Origin of the sequence: Agrobacterium sp. 22094 (assembly GCF_052046015.1) — a bacterium.
GTDB lineage: Bacteria > Pseudomonadota > Alphaproteobacteria > Rhizobiales > Rhizobiaceae > Agrobacterium > Agrobacterium cavarae.
This window is the reverse complement of the sequence record NZ_JBQEPX010000008.1, coordinates 132,288-148,759: the sequence shown is the minus strand read 5'-3', so window position 1 is coordinate 148,759 and position 16,472 is coordinate 132,288. Positions and strand designations below refer to the sequence as shown.

Below are 16,472 nucleotides of genomic sequence, written 5' to 3'. Positions count from 1 at the left end.
ACACCCCAAACAAGTCAACAGACGTTTTTCATAAATCTGTCGTTTTCTCGTAAGTGATAGTCATCGTTGGGTTTTTTCGATCCAGCAAAAGTCGGGGCGTTCAGAGCGCTACCAATTCGCGCTTTCCGAAACGCTCGCGCTCTCAGAACTGCGTCGCGTTCACCAGCTTTACCCTGCGCCTCAAGCGTTTCTGCATCGGCTGATCGAAATATCTCGTCAAAACCCAGGCAAAGGTCGTGGCGAATGCGGTGAAAAGCAGTCCGGCAGGATAGGCGATCCACCCCGTGCCCGTCCAAGGCATGAGGAAAGCGACCCATGCGAGCAAGGGAATGTGGAGAACGTAGAGGCCGTAGGACGCCGTTCCCAGAAACGAAGAGATGGCAACCAACCATCCTTCCGGCGCGACCTTGCTGGCAACAGCGAGCAAGACTGGCCAGACGAGGAAAACGACGAAGAGATCGAAGAAGGGACGAACCTCATTGGTAATTGGCAGGAACAGGATCAGGCAGACAAGCGTCAGGCACAGAAGGGCAAGGAGCTGATGCCTGATCTGAAAACTGGTATGAAAGCGATAGATCAACACCCCGACGAAGAAGGAAAAGAACACGCGTGCCATACCGGCATACATCTCATGCCAGCGAAAACCTGCGTGCAATTTACCAAATTCGATAGCGGCGACCACCAGCCCGATCGCTGCGACTGCGATGACGACTGCGATCCTCCCGCTCTTCCAACGCGCACCCCACTTGGCGTAGACGACGTTGGCCACCAGCTCGTTGAACAGGGACCACGCCGGGCTGACAAGGAAGAGCGCGCCATTGAGCGTCAGCGTAAACGGCGCCGGCAGGAAGAGAATGCTTGTGAGCAAGGCAAAAGCCAGTTCGCCCAGACTGATCTTTCGGTGCAGGTCGTCGATCGGCGTTGGCAGGTCAAGCGCATAGAGGAGGACGAAGAAGGCCGCCATGATCGCAAGTGCGATGATGTAGAGCGGGTAGAGCCGGTAAAAGCGCGCCTTCATGAAGGTGAGCGTTGAGATTTTGCCGCTTCGCAGTCTTTCGCCATAGGCATGTGCCAGAACGAAACCACTCAGGGCGAAGAACAGATCGACGGCCAGATAGCTGGATGCTTCCGGCCTACCAAAAAAGAATTCCGCGTGGCGGTGGACGATTGCGACAGCTGCAACGCCCCGAATTCCATCCAGTAAAACGAAGCGTTCGGGCTGAGGCGTCGCAGTCATCAAAATTCTCAGAGGTCAATAAAACTCACAAACGCGACAGCCTCTCTACGGTTCATCCTTCCGAGCAAAAAACTCAGACGATCAGGCCGCGCGCCGCGACAGGCCAGACTTCCGGCTCGGACATGTCTTCGCCAATCACTGTCAAGCTATCGACCAGGTTGGTGACGACGCAGGCGTGGTTTGGGACAATGCGAAGCTTGTCGCCTACCTTCAGCCCGATCGGTCCTTCGGTCACAAGACGCCCGTGCTCCTCCGACAGCTGGTCGATCGTGATGTCTTCACGGCCGAGCACATGCCCATAGCCTATGAGACCAAGAAGGTCCGACGTCAGCGCTTTCGAGCCGGCATCGATGATGGCGCGGTTTTCTGCCGGAACCGAAACGACCGTGGCAATCACGTTCAAGGCGCATTCGTCCCAGCCACAGACGCCACGGGTCACAAGCGATCTATCGTTATAGACGTATGTTCCTGGGCGATATTCCGTCACGACCGGTGCCTTCGCCGCATGCATCATCGACGGTGTGCCGCCGGAGGTGATAACGGCAACTGCAATCCCCTTCTCTTCGATCAATCGCTTGGCCTGCGTCATGAAGCTCTGAACCGCAGCCTCACCTGAAGGTGCCGGATAGGTCATCAATCCGCCGAATACCAGTCCCGGCGCCTGATCGATGATGACGGCCAGTTCGGCAGCAGCTTCCGGCGTAGGAACGCCGCAGCGGTTCGCACCCGTATTGCACTCCACCAGAACGGTGAGCGGTTCCGGCGCATCGGCAAAGGCCTGCGAAAGACCCTGCACGACCTCGGCACTATCGGCAACCACCGATAGCCGAACCTTGCCGGCAAGGGCACGCAGTTGCTTCAACTTCGCAGCACCGAGAATGTTGTAGGTGATCAGCACGTCCTTGATCGCATCGCTTCCCGCGACCATCGCCTCGGCTTCCGATACTTTCTGGCAGGTAATCCCCACTGCCCCTGCCGCGAGCTGTATTTCCGCAACCGCCGGGAGCTTATGCGTCTTGATATGCGGCCTGACCTTCAGCCCGTGGATGTTGGCATAATCCTGGAAGCGGGAGATATTCTTCTTGGCAATGTCGAGGTCCACGACAACGGCGGGCGTGTTGAGCTCGGCAATCTGCTGGTCGGATAGGGGCATGACATCCTCAGGGGCAACGCTGGTTTGGCGGCGGGACGCTATATCCCTTTCTGTCCCATGGCTACAGGGAGATGGAGAAATAGCGCCCGCCGTGAGTTCGCGCGGGTTTAGCCCTTGGAGTTGCCACTCACGCGGCCGCGGCTTCCCGCTCGTCCATCGCAGCAAAGACATCCTTGGCGGCAAACAGGCCGTTCAGTGCTGCTGGAAATCCGGCATAGACCGCCATCTGCATGATGATTTCGGTAATCTCGTCACGCGATAGTCCGACGTTGAGGCCTGCCTCGATGTGCACCTTCAACTGCGGTGCGGCATTGCCCATGGCTGTCAGTGCAGCGATGGTTGCGATTTCCCTGGCCCTGGTATCGAGCCCGGGCCGGCTGTAAATGTCGCCGAAGGGAAACTCGAACAGATAGGTCGCGAAGTCCGGTGCGATATCGGCGAGCGCCGCAATTACCTTTTCTCCGGCCTCACCATCAATCTCAGCGAGCGCGCGTTTGCCGCGTTCCAGCCGGGTTTCGTTTGGATTTTCCTGTAGTTGCGTCATCATCCGTCATCCTCTGATCTTCGCCGGCATATCCGGCGATCTTCTGGTCGAGGACGAGGAGGCACTGCTGAAGTTCGGCAACCCGATCACGAACCTCGTCACGATGCGTTTCCAGCATCGCCTGCCGTTCGGGCACGGTCGTGTCGCCCTGCTTTCGCAAGGCGGCATAGCGCAGCATGTCCCGGATCGGCATTCCTGTCGTTTTCAGCCTTCCGAGAAACTCGATCCAGATCAATATCTCGGGATCGTAATCGCGCCTGCTCGAGCGGTCGCGATCGGCATAGGGCAGCAAGCCGATCCGCTCGTAATAGCGGATCGTAAAGGCCGAAAGGCCGGAGCGTTTCGCCAGTTCACCGATCTTCATCAGCACCTCATCGTCATAACGCAGAGGAAGCTACAAGTTAGAGCGCACTCTAGGTCAATAGCGATTCAGACCTTTGGCGCGAAATAATTCAGCGGGTGCCAAAAGGAGCTTGGCACCCGGCACCGCGCCTGTCATTGCGGCATGGTAATCTGCAGCTTCACATCGGTTTCGCGCGCTTCCACGGCGCGGTCGAAACCGGCGATGCTGTCTTCGAAGGGGATGGTGGCCGAGATCAGCGGCTTCAGATCAACCTTGCCGGAACCGATCAGCGCAAGCGCGCGGTCGTAGACATTGGCGTATCGGAAGACAGTCTCGACCCGCAACTCCTTGGCCTGCAATCCGACGATATCGACCGGCACCGGATCGACCGGCATGCCCACAAGCACAATTGCCCCGCCTGGACGAGCAAGCTTTGCCATGCCGAGAATGGCAGGAGCCGCCCCTGAGCATTCGAACACGATATCGCAGCCCCAGCCATCGGTTGCTTTGGCGACAGCATCTGGCAGGGATGTTTCGCGGATATTGACCGTCTCGATACCGTCATAGGCACCGATGATATCAAGTTTGGGCTGAGCAAGATCGGCAACAATCACCTTGGCGCAACCGCCCGCAAGGGCTGCAAGCGCCACCATCATCCCGATCGGTCCGGCACCCGTGACCACTGCCACATCGCCGGGCTGGATCCGTGCTCTCAGTGCTGCCTGCATGCCTATGGCGAAGGGCTCGACCATGGCGCCCTCGCCGAAGGAGACGTTGTCGGGCAGCTTGTAGGTGAAGGCGGCCGGGTGAATGACCTCTGGCGTCAAGCAGCCATGAACCGGCGGCGTCGCCCAGAAGGTCACGGCCGGATCAACATTGTAGATGCCGAGTTTGGCGGCACGCGAGGTCGGGTCGGGAATGCCCGGCTCCATGCAGACACGGTCTCCGACCTTAAGATGCGTGACCTCTGCGCCGACTTCTTCAATCGTACCGGCTGCCTCGTGGCCGAGCACCATCGGCGCCTTCACGACGAAATGGCCGATCTTGCCATGCGTGTAATAATGCACATCCGAGCCGCAAATGCCGACGGTGTGGGTGCGAATCTTCACATCTTTCGGGCCGAGCGTGCCGGGAATATCGAAGTCGCGAAGCGACAGCTTTCCCTTCTCCTCCAGAACCAGAGCCTTCATCGTTTCCTCCTTCAATCTTGATGCGACACGCGCCTACAGCGTCGGCCCGAAAATCGGAATTGATTTTCGGAAAGCACGATGCTGTAGATCCAAAAAGTTAGAGCGTCCTTTGCGTCCTAAACGGACGCACGGCGCTCTATAAGAAGGTGATGAAACGTCAGGCGGCGGAAAGCAACCCCTTCCTTTGTGACATTTCTGTTTCTTGGAAGGGGTGATGTTGCTGTGCCTGAACACGTAACGAAAAAGTATTAGAAGGCTTGCAAAAAGCGCAGTATAGCAGCGTTGAAGGCATCCGGAGCCGTTACGTTGACAGCGTGGGCTCCAAAGTCGACGAGCTGCAACTGGCTGTTTGACAAGCCCTCCGCCAAACGGATCGACCGCGTGTAAGGCACGAGAAGATCGTCGCGGGTGGCGATAACCAGCGTTTCCGTTTTGATATCCTGTAACCGGTTATCGACATCGAAGGCACGCAGGGCAGCGATGCGGCGAAGGATATTGCTGCGCCCCTGAAAATGATCGATGGCGTGACGCTCCTCCGCCTCCAGTCTTTCCGCATTTTCCGACATCCAGACTGCCGGATAGAGAAACAAAGGCTGCGCCTTGACGAAAGCCGGAACGCCTGACTTTTCCAGAAGCTCGACGCGCACATCAAAGCACCGTCCGGAATGCGGATCGGCCTTGCTCCAGGCATTGATGAGGACGAGCTTTCCGATCATTCCGGGCTTGCGAAGGGCAAGATCAAGGCCGATCAGGCCGCCCAATGCATGTCCCATGAAATCGAAGCGGGTGAGACCCAGTTGCTCGGCAATCTCCAGCACATCATCCGCCATGGCCGCGATGCCGCCATCGGCTGGCACCTCGCCACCGGTGCGTCCGCAACCGCGATGATCATAGGTGACGATCCGATAGTCATCCGATAGCGCCGCAAGCTGCGGCGCCCAGTAGCTTGCGGAACCGCCGAGGCCCGACGACAGGATAATCGTCGGCGCATCGGCGTCTTGTCTTCCGTAGAGATCGAAATGCATTGCGCTTACGGTTTGCCGATATGAGCGACGGTTGCGATTTCCACCAGCGCATCCGGCTTCACCAGACCGCATTGAATGCAGTAGCGCGCCGGCTTGTCGCCTGGAAAGTACTCGGCATAAACGGCATTGACTGCCTGATAATTGGCCCAGTCGGTGATGAAGATATGGTTCATCGTCACATCTTCCATCGTACCGCCAGCGGTTTCAATCACCGACTTGATGGTCTCCAGCACGTGACGGGTCTGGGCGCTGGCGTCACCCACATGAACGACGTCGTTGTTCTTGTCGAATGGCAGCGTTCCGGAGACATAGACGATCCCGTCTGCCAGCGTGCCGGGCGAAAAAGGTGCAATCGGCTTCGAGGTGCCTTCTGGAACGATGATCTTCTTCGGCATGAGTTTGTCCTTCTACAATCAGGAATTGGCAGGCGCAGCCTGGCTGATGACACCACAGAAATCATTGACGGTCGCTACCCATCCGAAAAACTTTTCGACGTTGTAGACAGTCGCCTGCTGAATGAAATCGGGGCCGAGATGATGGGTCGCGTCTTCGAGCATGATGCCGAAATATTCCAGATGAAAGGCATCGCGAAGCGAGCTTTCGACACAGACATTGGTGGCAATGCCAACGAATACGAGGTTTCGGATGCCGCGGGCGCGCAAGATGCTGTCCATCTGCGTGTTGAAGAAGCCGCTATAGCGGGTCTTCGGCACAAGGATGTCGCCGGGTTTCGGCTGAAGTTCATCAACGATGGCGTAATCCCAGGTGCCTTTGGCAAGCAGCTTGCCCTGAGCATCCGGATTGGCGCGCATATATTTCAGCGCATTGGATTTGTGCCAGTTGGGAGAGCCCGGACCGCCAGCCTCGACATAATCCTTGTCCCAGCCATTCTGGAAATAGACCACCTGAACGCCGGCAGCGCGCGCCGCATCCAGGGTTTTACGGATATTATCGATCGTACCCTTGGCACCGGAAATGTCGAAGCCGGCGAGATCGACATAGCCGCCTTCCGTCGAATAGGCATTCTGCATATCGACGACGACGACGGCGGTCTCTTCCGGCTTTAGCATGATCGGCTCCGGACGCGCCGGCAGTGTAACGCTCTTGCTGTGAACGGCGGGCGCCTGGTATCCTGTTGTCATGGTGCTCATTCCGCCGCCTCGAGAAGGGGCTTTACATGTTTGCGGCATGCCATCAGCGGCTGGATCTTGGTGCCGAAATCTTCGACGCCCTTGACGAAATCGTCGAACGTCAGAAGCACGCCGCCCGTCCCAGGCACGGTCGGCACCTCATCAAGCAGTCGCGCTACGGTTTCGTAGGAGCCGACAAGCGTTCCCATATTGATGTTGACGGCCGAGACCGGGTCGGCCATCTGCCGGACATTGGTGTCCGAACCGGATTTGGTGTCTGCGGCACCCTGGACGCCAAGCCACTTGATTGCTTCTTCGTCGGCACCGGCCTTGTAATGCTCCCACTTCGCCCGGGCGGCCTCATCCGTTTCGTCGGCGATGATCATGAAGAGCACGAAGGACGATACATCGCGGCCTGTCTTGGCTGTTGCTTCCCTCAACCTCTCGGCGGCGGGCGCAAACGCGGTGGGGGTGTTGACGCCGACACCGAAGCAGAAATTGTAGTCGGCATATTTGGCGGAAAACTCCATGCCGGCATTGGAGGAGCCCGCGCAAATCACCTTCATATCGGCCTGAGGCTGCGGCGACAGCCGGCAGTCGTCCATCTGGAAGAACTCGCCCTTGAAGTCGCTCTGCCCTTTTTCCCACAATTCGCGCAGGATCGTAGCGTATTCGGCAAGGTATGCGTAGCGCTTGCCGAAATACTCGTCGCCCGGCCACATGCCCATCTGCGAATATTCCGGCCGCTGCCAGCCAGTCACGAGATTGATGCCAAAGCGGCCGTTGGAAATGCTGTCGATGGTGGAGGCCATTCTTGCGACGATGGCCGGCGGCATGACGAGTGAGGCAGCTGTGGCAAATAGCTTGATGCGCGTGGTGACGGCGGCAAGACCTGCCATCAGCGTGAAGGATTCGAGATTATGATCCCAGAACTCGGTCTTCCCCCCAAAGCCGCGAAGCTTGATCATCGACAAGGCGAAATCGAAACCGTATTTCTCAGCCTTGAGGGTGATCTCTTTATTCAGCTCGAAGCTAGGCTTGTATTGCGGCGCATTCTCCGACAACAGCCAGCCATTGTTTCCAATCGGGATAAAGACTCCAATTTCCATAAATATGTCCTTCTTCGAACTCTACCGATAATGCTTTGTGACTTGCAGCACCGGGGACGGCATAGATGTGGCATCAGCCTCAAGCCCCGGCGGATCGACTATTTCGACGACAGATTGTTTAAGTCTTCTCGTTCCCCTCGGCTGAAATAGATCAATAAATCGTGGGCCAATGGGCCTATCGCGCAATCGGCAAATCGGCCCGAAAGAGGGATGCTCACCCGACTGGACGCAAAGATCAACCGAAAATATTGCATGCTTGACGATCGGTATTGTCGATTGCAAGCCACGCAGGTCCGAGGCAGCGGAGGCTGCTGCTTCACGGCCTTTGTAAAGTGGATGATTGTCAGGCGTTGAAACCGCCTGACGTCTCAATCAAGCTGGTTGTAAGGTCCACCGGACAGCCCATGGCGATATGGCCTTCGCGCTGATGGTTCCAAGGCTGAAAACCTCGCCGCCGGTTGTCGCGTCGGTCTCGGTTTCACCGTTCTTTTCGGAAAGATTGGCGGTGAGGCGAAGCGTTGCCCCGTCCTCCATTCCCCAGTCGACCGTAACAAGGTTATCCCTGACATCGTAGCGCGTTGTATCGGGGACGATCTTCGTCAGCAGCGGCACTATGTGCCGTTTCCGCAGGTCGAGCAGCGTCTTGTAGAAACTAAGCAGCTCGGATGCTTTATCATCTCCAACCTTCGACCAGTCGAGCTTGCTGGCTATAAAAGTTTCCTTTGCGGTCGGATCGGGCACATTCTCGCCGTCGAAGCCCGGGAGGCGAGACAGCTCCTCGCGGCGCCCATCCCTCACCTTCTGATTCAAGTCTTCGTTGAAGTCACAGAAATAGCGGAAGGGATCGCGCGAGCCCCACTCCTCCCCCATGAACAGCATGGGGATTTGCGGCGCGAGCAGATAGATCGCGGTGATCGCCTTGAGTGCCGCTTCCGGAGCATAGGTCTGCATCCTGTCGCCGAGCGCCCGATTGCCGATCTGATCGTGATTTTGAATGAAGGAGATAAAGGCTGTTGGCGGCAGGTGAGCGCTCGGCTTGCCGCGCTCCTCATCGCGATAAGGCATATGCTCGCCTTGAAAAGCGAAGCCTTCGGCTAGGGCGCGACCGATCTTATCGTCATCGCCCGAATAGGCCTTATAATAACCGAAGGTCTCGCCGGTCGCTGCGATATGGAGCACATGGTGAATGTCGTCATTCCATTGCGCGGTGAAACGCTCCGGCTTCCCCTCCGCATCACGGCTCAAGAGATCGCTGTCATTCTCTTCGTTCTCGACGATCAGATGAATGTGGCGGTCAGTTATGGCGGCACGAACACGGCGGGCAAGTTCGCTCAAAAGGTGTTCGTCGCTGTCGTCGACGATCGCATGAACGGCATCAAGCCTTAAGCCGTCGAACCGGAATTGCGTTACCCAATAGAGGGCATTCTGAATGATGAACTCACGCACATGCTCGGATTGCTCATCATCATAATTGAGGCCCTGCCCCCATGGGTTCTCGTGATGCGGCGAAAAGAGCGGCGCGTAATTGGGCATGTAATTGCCGTCCGGGCCAAAGTGATTGTAGACGACATCGAGGAAGACACAGAGCCCGCGCTCATGGGCGGCATCGACAAGCGCCATCAAATCTTCCGGACGGCCGTAGCTGCTGTCCGGCGCGTAGGGCATGACGCCGTCATAGCCCCAATTATAGCCACCTGGAAAATCCGCGACAGGCATGATCTGGATCGCCGTGACGCCGAGATCACGCAGGTGATCGAGATGGGCGATCGCGCCTTGGAACGTCCCTTCTTTGCTGAAGGTGCCGATGTGGAGTTCATAGATAATGATCTCCTCCCAAGGTCGTCCGTGCCAGTTGGCGCTCTTCCATGGGAAGCTCGACAGATCGACGACCTCACTTTGACCATGGACGTCGCGCGGTTGAAAGCGCGAGGCGGGATCTGGAACCTCCAGGCCATCCGGCAGGGTAAAGCTGTATAGTGGGGCCTCAGCTCTCGGCTTGCGCAGCCGATGCCAGCCCTCATCGTCCCGCTTCATCGCCTCCGGCGTTGCGCCTTCAATGTTGAGCAGCACCTCATCATGTAAAGGTGCCCAAAGGCGAAACTCGATATCCTGATCGGAAATGGCTGGACCAAAATCGAATGCGTGAACCACCGAAGACCCTCATGCTGTTGTGCACTGCATCAAACCGAACTTCGTGAAAAAAGTTCACGGGCTTTTCCTGAATTTCTCACAGCTTGTTCGACATCGCGCAAAGCGACTCCTCTGGTGGAACTACTCGCCCACAAGCGCAGTTTGCGCAGCGCTTCATAGATCTTCGGGACCAGAACGTCGAAGCCATCGACTGTTCTCTCACCAGCTTTCACCGGCCAAAGCAGCGGCCACTTTTGGGATTGTCGCATGAAATTTCCGATCGCCACCTATCGCCTGCAATTCCGCAACGGCATGACCTTCGATCGGGCGAGCGCGCTCGTGCCCTATCTGAAAACGCTCGGGATCAGCCATCTCTATGCGTCACCGATCTTCACGGCGACATCGGAATCGACACATGGCTACGATGTCACCGACGCGAACGAAATCGATCCTGCGATTGGCGGCCGAGCTGGCTTCGACCGCATGGTCGAGACGTTGAAGGATGCGGGGCTCGGTCTCATTCTCGATATCGTTCCCAATCACATGGCGGCATCGCTTGAGACCCCTTGGTGGAAGGATGTGATCGGACACGGCGCGGAAAGCCGATATGCGCGCCATTTCGATATCGACTGGTCGCGGCGCTTGACGTTGCCGGTTCTCGGCGATGATTTTGAGGCCGTGCTGGAGGCGGGCGATCTGACCATCAAGCCCGATCCGAAGACGGGCAAGCCAAGTTTGGCTTACTTCGAATCGTTCTTTCCGCTGAACCCGGCGACATATGACGGGCGTGAAGACGAGATTTTGAAGATTTCGGACAAGGCTTCGCTTTCGCAACTGCATGAGCAACAGCCCTACCGGCTAATGTCGTGGCGGGATGCGGCGCGTGACCTGTCCTATCGACGCTTTTTCGAGGTCACGGGACTTGCTGGCGTGCGGGTGGAAGACGAGGCGGTCTTCGAGGATAGTCATCGGCTGATCCTCGAACTGGTGCGCAGCGGTGCCGTTCAAGGCCTGCGTCTCGACCACATCGATGGTCTTGCGGATCCGAAGGGATATCTCGACCGGCTGCGGCAGGCCGCAGGACCGGACTGCTATATCGTCGTCGAGAAAATCCTGGGCGAAGGCGAACAGCTTCCAGCCGACTGGCCGGTTTCTGGTACGACCGGTTACGAGTTCGTCGCCGCCCTCAGCCATGCCCTGGTGGATGGCGCGAAACTTAAGGTGTTGCAATCCGCCTATGCAGGTCTCGGAGAAAAACGAGTCGATGCGAAGGAGCAGTTGCGCGCCGCAAAGCTCTTGATGGCCAGCAGGAACTTCGAGGGTGAGGTCACCGTCCTGGTGAAACTGGCAGCCAAGATTGCCGAGCAAGCAGGACGCCCTACGACGGAAAACGAACTGAAAGACGCGCTTAGCGAAATGCTGATCGCCTTCCCGGTCTACCGCACCTACGGAACGCTTGAGGGCATGCGCGCGGACGACAAGGCCCTCCTGGACCAGGTCATTGAAGGCATTGGGGACGCTGGCCATCCCGTTTCGATCGAGGCGCTTGCCTTGGTCAACGGCATCCTCAAGGGCGACGTGCCAACCTCTGCGGCGCAGGATGCGGTGATTTTCCGTACCAAATTCCAGCAATTGACCGGCCCGATCATGGCGAAGTCCATCGAGGATACGCTGTTTTTCCGTCACAACATGCTGCTTGGCCTGAATGAGGTCGGCGCTGAGCCTATCCAGCCTGATTTTTCTCTCGATCATTTTCATGAGGAAATGCGGATCCGCAAGGAACGGCAGCCCATGGGGATTTCAAGCACCTCCACCCACGACACGAAGCGTGGCGAAGATGCGAGAGCCCGCCTCTATGCGCTGTCGGAAGCACCTGAACTCTGGATTGCAGCCGTTGAGGAATGGCGTGCAACGAATGCCAAGGCTGTTCAGCAGCTTACAGATGGCCCTGCTCCTGAACCTGAAGTCGTGTGGATGATTTACCAGGCGCTCGCCGGCTTTCTCCCTCCGCGCTTCGCCGCCGATGACGACAAGACGGTCGAGGAATTGAGAGAGCGCTTCCTTACCTATCTGGAGAAAGCGCTGCGTGAGGCAAAACTCAGGACCGACTGGGGTGACTCCAACGAGGCGTATGAAGAGGCTGTTCTGGGCTATGCCTCGCACCTTTTTTCGAAAGACAACAAAGATTTCCTGACGCGCTTTGCCGAGACCATAAAACCCTTCATCGAGGCCGGGCTTGCAAACGGCCTTACCCAGACGATCATCAAGCTTATGGCGCCTGGCATTCCTGACATCTATCAGGGAAGCGAAGGCTTCGATTTCAGCCTTGTCGACCCCGACAATCGCCGCGAACCGGATTATGATACCCTGTCAAAACGACTGGCAGAAGGACGCAAGCCGGATGCGGCCGATATCTCCGCCTGGTATGACGGTTCGCTGAAGCAATATGTCACCGCCGCGCTGCTCCGCCTGCGGCAATCGGAGCCTGACCTCTTCAACGACGGAGACTATGTGCCGCTTGAAGCCACAACCGGGTCCGGCAGGAAGCTGATCGCCTTTGCAAGAGTGAACGGTGAGAAGGCCGTGCTCGTCGTTCTCCCACGCTTCACGCTTGGCCATGGCGAGGGTCGGGCCCTTCCGCCAACGCTTGGCGACGCTACCGTAGACCTTCCGGCGGCGCTGAAAAACAAGCGGCTCCGAAACGTGTGGACGGAAGATCAGATCGAAACGAGCGATATTCTGAAATTGGTCGCGTCCGATGAAGGTCACCCTTTCCTGGTTTTCGGGACGGTTTGATCATCGAATCTATCGCAGCTTCGGCTTTCAAAACCGAAGCTGCGCTCGCGATCGGTTTGGCCGAAGAAAAAAATATCTTAGGCAAATCTTATTTTCCTAAAATACACGAAATCCGGAAATTTGACCTTGAACATGAGGGCCCGAACTCTCAGAAGAGGCAAACGCGTGCAAGCGCGTGTTTGGAGATCCCCTCATGGCCAGAGTGACCAATCCCGGCTTCACCCCCGAAGTAACGACCTTTTCCATTATCGCAGCGGCAAGCTTCTGCCACATGCTGAACGACATCATGCAGTCGCTGTTGACATCGCTTTATCCGCTGCTCAAAGCCAATTATGCGCTCGACTTCGGGCAGATCGGGCTTTTGACCTTCGCCTTCCAGGTCACGGCGTCGCTGTTACAGCCGGCTGTCGGTGTCGCGACGGACAAGTGGCCCATGCCGTTTTCGCTTCCTGCCGCGATGCTCTCCACCTGCACGGGCCTGATCACCCTTGCCTATGCCCATAGTTTCCCGGTTCTGGTGCTTGGAGCCTGCCTGATCGGCGTCGGCTCGGCGATCTTTCATCCTGAAGCCTCCCGTGTGGCGCGCGTCGCCTCCGGTGGACGCCACGGTCTGGCACAATCCTTCTTCCAGGTGGGCGGCAATACGGGCACGGCAATCGGACCACTGCTTGCGGCCTTCATCGTCATTCCGAGAGGCCAGGAGGTTCTCAGCTGGTTTTCGATCATTGCGCTGACCGGCTTTGCGATCCTGTCATGGGTCAGTATCTGGTACAGCCGCCATCGGCGCAGCGCGGCAGGAAAACGACCTGTCAGCCGTGAGTTGCCGCTGCCCCGCAACAAGGTGTTGATGACGCTTGCCGTTCTCGTGGTTCTGACCGCGACGAAAAACGCTTATCTTGCCAGCATTTCCAGCTACTTCACCTTCTTCACCATCGAGAAGTTCGGTGTCTCGGTGCAGAATGCGCAAATCCTGCTGTTTCTGTTCCTCGGCGCTTCCGCTGCCGGCGTCTTCTTTGGCGGCCCGATCGGCGACCGTTTTGGCTCTCGCGTCGTTATCTGGTTCTCGATCCTCGGCGTCATACCCTTTGCCCTGATCCTGCCCTATGCCAACCTCCTCTGGACAGCGGTTCTGGTGGTCGTCATAGGCTTTATCTTCTCGTCTGCCTTTTCCGCGATCGTCGTTTTCGCGCAGGAACTGGTACCGGGTCGCGTGGGGTTGGTTGCAGGCATGTTCTTTGGCTTTGCCTTCGGCTTCGGCGGGATTGGTGCTGCGGTCCTTGGCGTCTTCGCCGATCGGCAGGGCATAGAATTTGTGTATCAAATCTGCTCGTATCTTCCGCTTCTGGGCCTGCTGACCGTTCTTCTGCCGCAACTGCCCGGCCGCCGTATCTGAGGTGAAGAAGCCGCCGGCTGTCTCTACTGCATCGGCCCGAAAATCGGACTCAATTTTCGGGCCGATGCGTCAAATCAAAGAGGTACAGTGCTGTGCGTCCAATCGAACGCGCGGCACGCTAAGCCTGCGGCATTTTTCAAGATCAAATCCTCTAGGTCTTGCCTCGGGTCCTCAGAGCCACATCTTCCGAAGTTAGCCAGATGATCAGAGTGTGAAAGCTGGCGACGAGCCTCTTTATGTTAAGGACTTCCTGGCGGTAGATGCTTGAAAATATTCAGATCGTTACTGCGACAAGCAACAGGAGAAGCTGTATTAGCGGCTACGGTTTATCCGTGACGGGCATGTAGACCGACGTAACTACATGCTTAATATTGTGTTGACGACCGGCCTTTTGTTTCCCGGCCCTTGCGCCGTTCTCTTGTCAGCGTGAGATTTGCCTGTAATGAAGCTGTGAAAGCCGGACCTGCGGGGAAATATATGACGACGATCACGGAAGCGAATATCAGACTCGGTATGATTCTGGCTGAAGCGGAAGCACGACAGTCGTCCATCAGCGCCGAGAAGCTCGAAAGCCGAGACCTCATCCCGCCAACGATCGATAGCGCGATGGCCGTGCAAGCGTTGGCTGTCGGCACGATCGGCAAGGACGTTGCCGGCTGGAAGCTTGGTCTGAACAATGGTCGCCCGGTCGCAGCCCCCCTTCTCGATCTTTATGACGAGGTGCAGGACAGCACGCTGACAGTCCCGAAGCCCGGTGCCGTCGGCATCGAAATCGAAGTCTGCTTCGTGCTTGCCGAGGATCTACCCGCGCTGCCGCTCGGCGAGACCTATACGCGCGAGACGATCCTGGAAGCGGTCGAATCCATCAATCTCGGCGCAGAGTTCGTCAGCTATCGGTTGACGGAAGAAAATCGCGTGCCGTTTCCGCTGTTCCTCGCCGACAGGCTTGCCAACCATTCCTTCGTGCTCGGACCGGCCATCGACGCCTCCGTCATGGAGGCGCTTGCCCTTCAGGACCCGAACCTGCCACCGCTCATGGTCGAGGCGGAGGACGACGTGCTCTTCGGCGCCATCCCGGCGCATCCGCAAATGGACCCGGTTGGACCTCTTCTCGCCTACGCCAATGCGCAGAACGATCACTTGGGCGGGTTGAAGCGTGGTCAGGTGATCACCACAGGCAGCCTGTGCGGGATGATCCGCATTGGTGACGCAACGCGGATCACTGCTCGCTGGGAAGGGATCGGCGAAATGGACATCCAAATCCCTGGCTGACACCTCTAAAGCATCCGCCCAAAATCGGAGACGATTTTGGGAAAGCAGAATGCACTAGCTCAAAGCAGATATAGCGCCCGTTTTCGTGGGCGCGCTCCTGAGCCTTGATCTCAAACGTCGCCGGTTTTCAGGACGATGCTGCGACGACTACCACAGCTTCACGTGACGGTTGACGTCCTTGTAGAGAAGATAGCGGAAACGGCCTGGGCCACCGGCGTAGCAGGCCTGCGGGCAGTAAGCACGCAGCCACATGAAGTCACCCGCTTCGACTTCCACCCAATCATCGTTGAGGCGATAGACCGCCTTGCCTTCGAGCACGAAAAGGCCGTGCTCCATGACGTGGGTTTCCATGAAAGGAATGGTCGCGCCGGGTTCGAAGGTGACGATGTTGAGATGCATGTCGTAACGGCCATCCGCCGGATCGATGAAGCGGGTGGTTGCCCACTTGCCATCGGTGTCCGGCATGGCGGAGAGTTCATGCTCGTCCTCATGCGTGAAGATGGCTGGCGGCAACTCAAGTCCTTCAACCTTGTCGAACACCTTGCGAACCCAGTGGAATTTCGCAGCCGAGCCGCCCTTGGCTCGCAGCGACCATTGGCTTCCCGTCGGGATGTAGGCGAACGAGCCCGAGCGAAGAGCGTGCTCCTGGCCTTCGAAGGTGATCGTCATCTCGCCATCGACCATGAAGATCGCCGCCTGGGCGCGCGCATCCGGCTCCGGCTTGTCGCTTCCACCGCCCGGCTGCACTTCCATGATATACTGTGCGAAAGTCTCGGAGAATCCGGTCATCGGCCGGGCGATGATCCAGGCGCGCGTATCGGCCCAGTGCGGCAACACGCTGGTGACGATGTCGGACATGACCCGCTTTGGAATGACCGCATAGGCGGTGGTGAACACCGCTTTGCTGGAAAGCAGCTCCGTCTGCCCTGGCAACCCGCCAAAATCAGAGTAGTAACGCTTCTTTTCCATCATGCACTCCAACGATTCCATATCGAGCCACAAGCATCGCGTGGCCTGTTCGCAGCTAGGATTACCCCGCAATCATTCCACTCGCCAGCGCGATTTCCAGACTTCTTCGATTTTTTGAAGCACCGAGATTGCGCCGTGCGATGCGATAGCGCGCTCGCTCGCTCGAAGCCGGGATCTTGTT

At 57.6% G+C, this 16,472-nt stretch carries 14 protein-coding genes; 3 read left to right on the top strand and 11 right to left on the bottom strand.

All coding sequences use genetic code 11. From position 1 onward, the window contains the following. Positions 1-142: 142 nt before the first annotated feature. The 10 genes from ACTJK5_RS22685 to treZ form a co-directional block, all read right to left on the bottom strand. Positions 143-1,237 carry an acyltransferase family protein gene (locus ACTJK5_RS22685; protein ID WP_440598714.1) on the bottom strand — a complete coding sequence of 365 codons (1,095 nt, stop codon included), beginning with the start codon at positions 1,235-1,237 and terminating at the stop codon, positions 143-145. A 73-nt stretch (positions 1,238-1,310) separates the two neighbouring features. After that, a complete protein-coding gene (locus tag ACTJK5_RS22680; protein WP_440598715.1) occupies positions 1,311-2,390 on the bottom strand; it encodes a D-TA family PLP-dependent enzyme in 1,080 nt (359 codons plus the stop codon). 127 nt (positions 2,391-2,517) lie between these two features. Next, a complete protein-coding gene (locus ACTJK5_RS22675; RefSeq protein ID WP_440598716.1) occupies positions 2,518-2,934 on the bottom strand; it encodes a carboxymuconolactone decarboxylase family protein in 417 nt (138 codons plus the stop codon). After that, a complete protein-coding gene (locus ACTJK5_RS22670; RefSeq protein WP_440598717.1) occupies positions 2,870-3,298 on the bottom strand; it encodes a MerR family transcriptional regulator in 429 nt (142 codons plus the stop codon). The genes ACTJK5_RS22675 and ACTJK5_RS22670 overlap by 65 nt, the downstream gene beginning before the upstream one ends. 131 nt (positions 3,299-3,429) lie before the next feature. Then, a complete protein-coding gene (locus ACTJK5_RS22665) occupies positions 3,430-4,467 on the bottom strand; it encodes an NAD(P)-dependent alcohol dehydrogenase (protein ID WP_062600649.1) in 1,038 nt (345 codons plus the stop codon). 248 nt (positions 4,468-4,715) lie between these two features. Continuing rightward, a complete protein-coding gene (gene rutD / locus ACTJK5_RS22660) occupies positions 4,716-5,492 on the bottom strand; it encodes a pyrimidine utilization protein D (RefSeq protein WP_440598718.1) in 777 nt (258 codons plus the stop codon). A 5-nt stretch (positions 5,493-5,497) separates the two neighbouring features. Then, positions 5,498-5,887 (bottom strand): pyrimidine utilization protein C, encoded by a 390-nt coding sequence (gene rutC / locus ACTJK5_RS22655; protein WP_062423499.1) that lies wholly within the window; start codon positions 5,885-5,887, stop codon positions 5,498-5,500. A gap of 18 nt (positions 5,888-5,905) precedes the next feature. After that, complete coding sequence (gene rutB / locus ACTJK5_RS22650; RefSeq protein WP_062423500.1) at positions 5,906-6,643, bottom strand: pyrimidine utilization protein B; 738 nt, start codon at positions 6,641-6,643, stop codon at positions 5,906-5,908. Next, complete coding sequence (rutA, locus tag ACTJK5_RS22645) at positions 6,640-7,731, bottom strand: pyrimidine utilization protein A (protein WP_111849902.1); 1,092 nt, start codon at positions 7,729-7,731, stop codon at positions 6,640-6,642. Before rutA ends, rutB begins: the two co-directional genes overlap by 4 nt. A gap of 372 nt (positions 7,732-8,103) precedes the next feature. Beyond that, positions 8,104-9,882, bottom strand: a complete 1,779-nt coding sequence (treZ, locus tag ACTJK5_RS22640; RefSeq protein WP_440598719.1) for a malto-oligosyltrehalose trehalohydrolase — start codon at positions 9,880-9,882, stop codon at positions 8,104-8,106. A gap of 246 nt (positions 9,883-10,128) precedes the next feature. On the opposite strand from treZ, the gene treY reads away from it, so the two are divergent. From treY to ACTJK5_RS22625, 3 genes are all read left to right on the top strand, one after another. After that, positions 10,129-12,657: a malto-oligosyltrehalose synthase gene (gene treY / locus ACTJK5_RS22635; protein WP_440598720.1), complete on the top strand. Its 2,529-nt coding sequence runs from the start codon at positions 10,129-10,131 to the stop codon at positions 12,655-12,657. Between the two features lie 193 nt (positions 12,658-12,850). Further along, complete coding sequence (locus ACTJK5_RS22630) at positions 12,851-14,050, top strand: MFS transporter (RefSeq protein ID WP_440598721.1); 1,200 nt, start codon at positions 12,851-12,853, stop codon at positions 14,048-14,050. Between the two features lie 477 nt (positions 14,051-14,527). Then, positions 14,528-15,322: a 2-keto-4-pentenoate hydratase gene (locus ACTJK5_RS22625; protein ID WP_440598722.1), complete on the top strand. Its 795-nt coding sequence runs from the start codon at positions 14,528-14,530 to the stop codon at positions 15,320-15,322. Positions 15,323-15,469: 147 nt separating this feature from the next. Here the strand turns inward: ACTJK5_RS22625 and ACTJK5_RS22620 are convergent, their stop codons facing one another. Next, a complete protein-coding gene (locus tag ACTJK5_RS22620; protein ID WP_440613275.1) occupies positions 15,470-16,291 on the bottom strand; it encodes a bifunctional allantoicase/(S)-ureidoglycine aminohydrolase in 822 nt (273 codons plus the stop codon). Positions 16,292-16,472 lie beyond the last annotated feature (181 nt).

Bases quoted from the DNA above. Each gene is read 5' to 3' on its own strand.
- ACTJK5_RS22620 (WP_440613275.1), bottom strand. From the start codon at position 16,291: ATGGAAAAGAAGCGTTACTACTCTGATTTTGGCGGGTTGCCAGGGCAG.
- rutD (WP_440598718.1), bottom strand. From the start codon at position 5,492: ATGCATTTCGATCTCTACGGAAGACAAGACGCCGATGCGCCGACGATT.
- ACTJK5_RS22670 (WP_440598717.1), bottom strand. From the start codon at position 3,298: ATGAAGATCGGTGAACTGGCGAAACGCTCCGGCCTTTCGGCCTTTACG.
- ACTJK5_RS22665 (WP_062600649.1), bottom strand. From the start codon at position 4,467: ATGAAGGCTCTGGTTCTGGAGGAGAAGGGAAAGCTGTCGCTTCGCGAC.
- rutC (WP_062423499.1), bottom strand. From the start codon at position 5,887: ATGCCGAAGAAGATCATCGTTCCAGAAGGCACCTCGAAGCCGATTGCA.
- treY (WP_440598720.1), top strand. From the start codon at position 10,129: ATGAAATTTCCGATCGCCACCTATCGCCTGCAATTCCGCAACGGCATG.
- rutB (WP_062423500.1), bottom strand. From the start codon at position 6,643: ATGAGCACCATGACAACAGGATACCAGGCGCCCGCCGTTCACAGCAAG.
- rutA (WP_111849902.1), bottom strand. From the start codon at position 7,731: ATGGAAATTGGAGTCTTTATCCCGATTGGAAACAATGGCTGGCTGTTG.
- ACTJK5_RS22675 (WP_440598716.1), bottom strand. From the start codon at position 2,934: ATGACGCAACTACAGGAAAATCCAAACGAAACCCGGCTGGAACGCGGC.
- ACTJK5_RS22680 (WP_440598715.1), bottom strand. From the start codon at position 2,390: ATGCCCCTATCCGACCAGCAGATTGCCGAGCTCAACACGCCCGCCGTT.
- ACTJK5_RS22630 (WP_440598721.1), top strand. From the start codon at position 12,851: ATGGCCAGAGTGACCAATCCCGGCTTCACCCCCGAAGTAACGACCTTT.
- ACTJK5_RS22685 (WP_440598714.1), bottom strand. From the start codon at position 1,237: ATGACTGCGACGCCTCAGCCCGAACGCTTCGTTTTACTGGATGGAATT.
- ACTJK5_RS22625 (WP_440598722.1), top strand. From the start codon at position 14,528: ATGACGACGATCACGGAAGCGAATATCAGACTCGGTATGATTCTGGCT.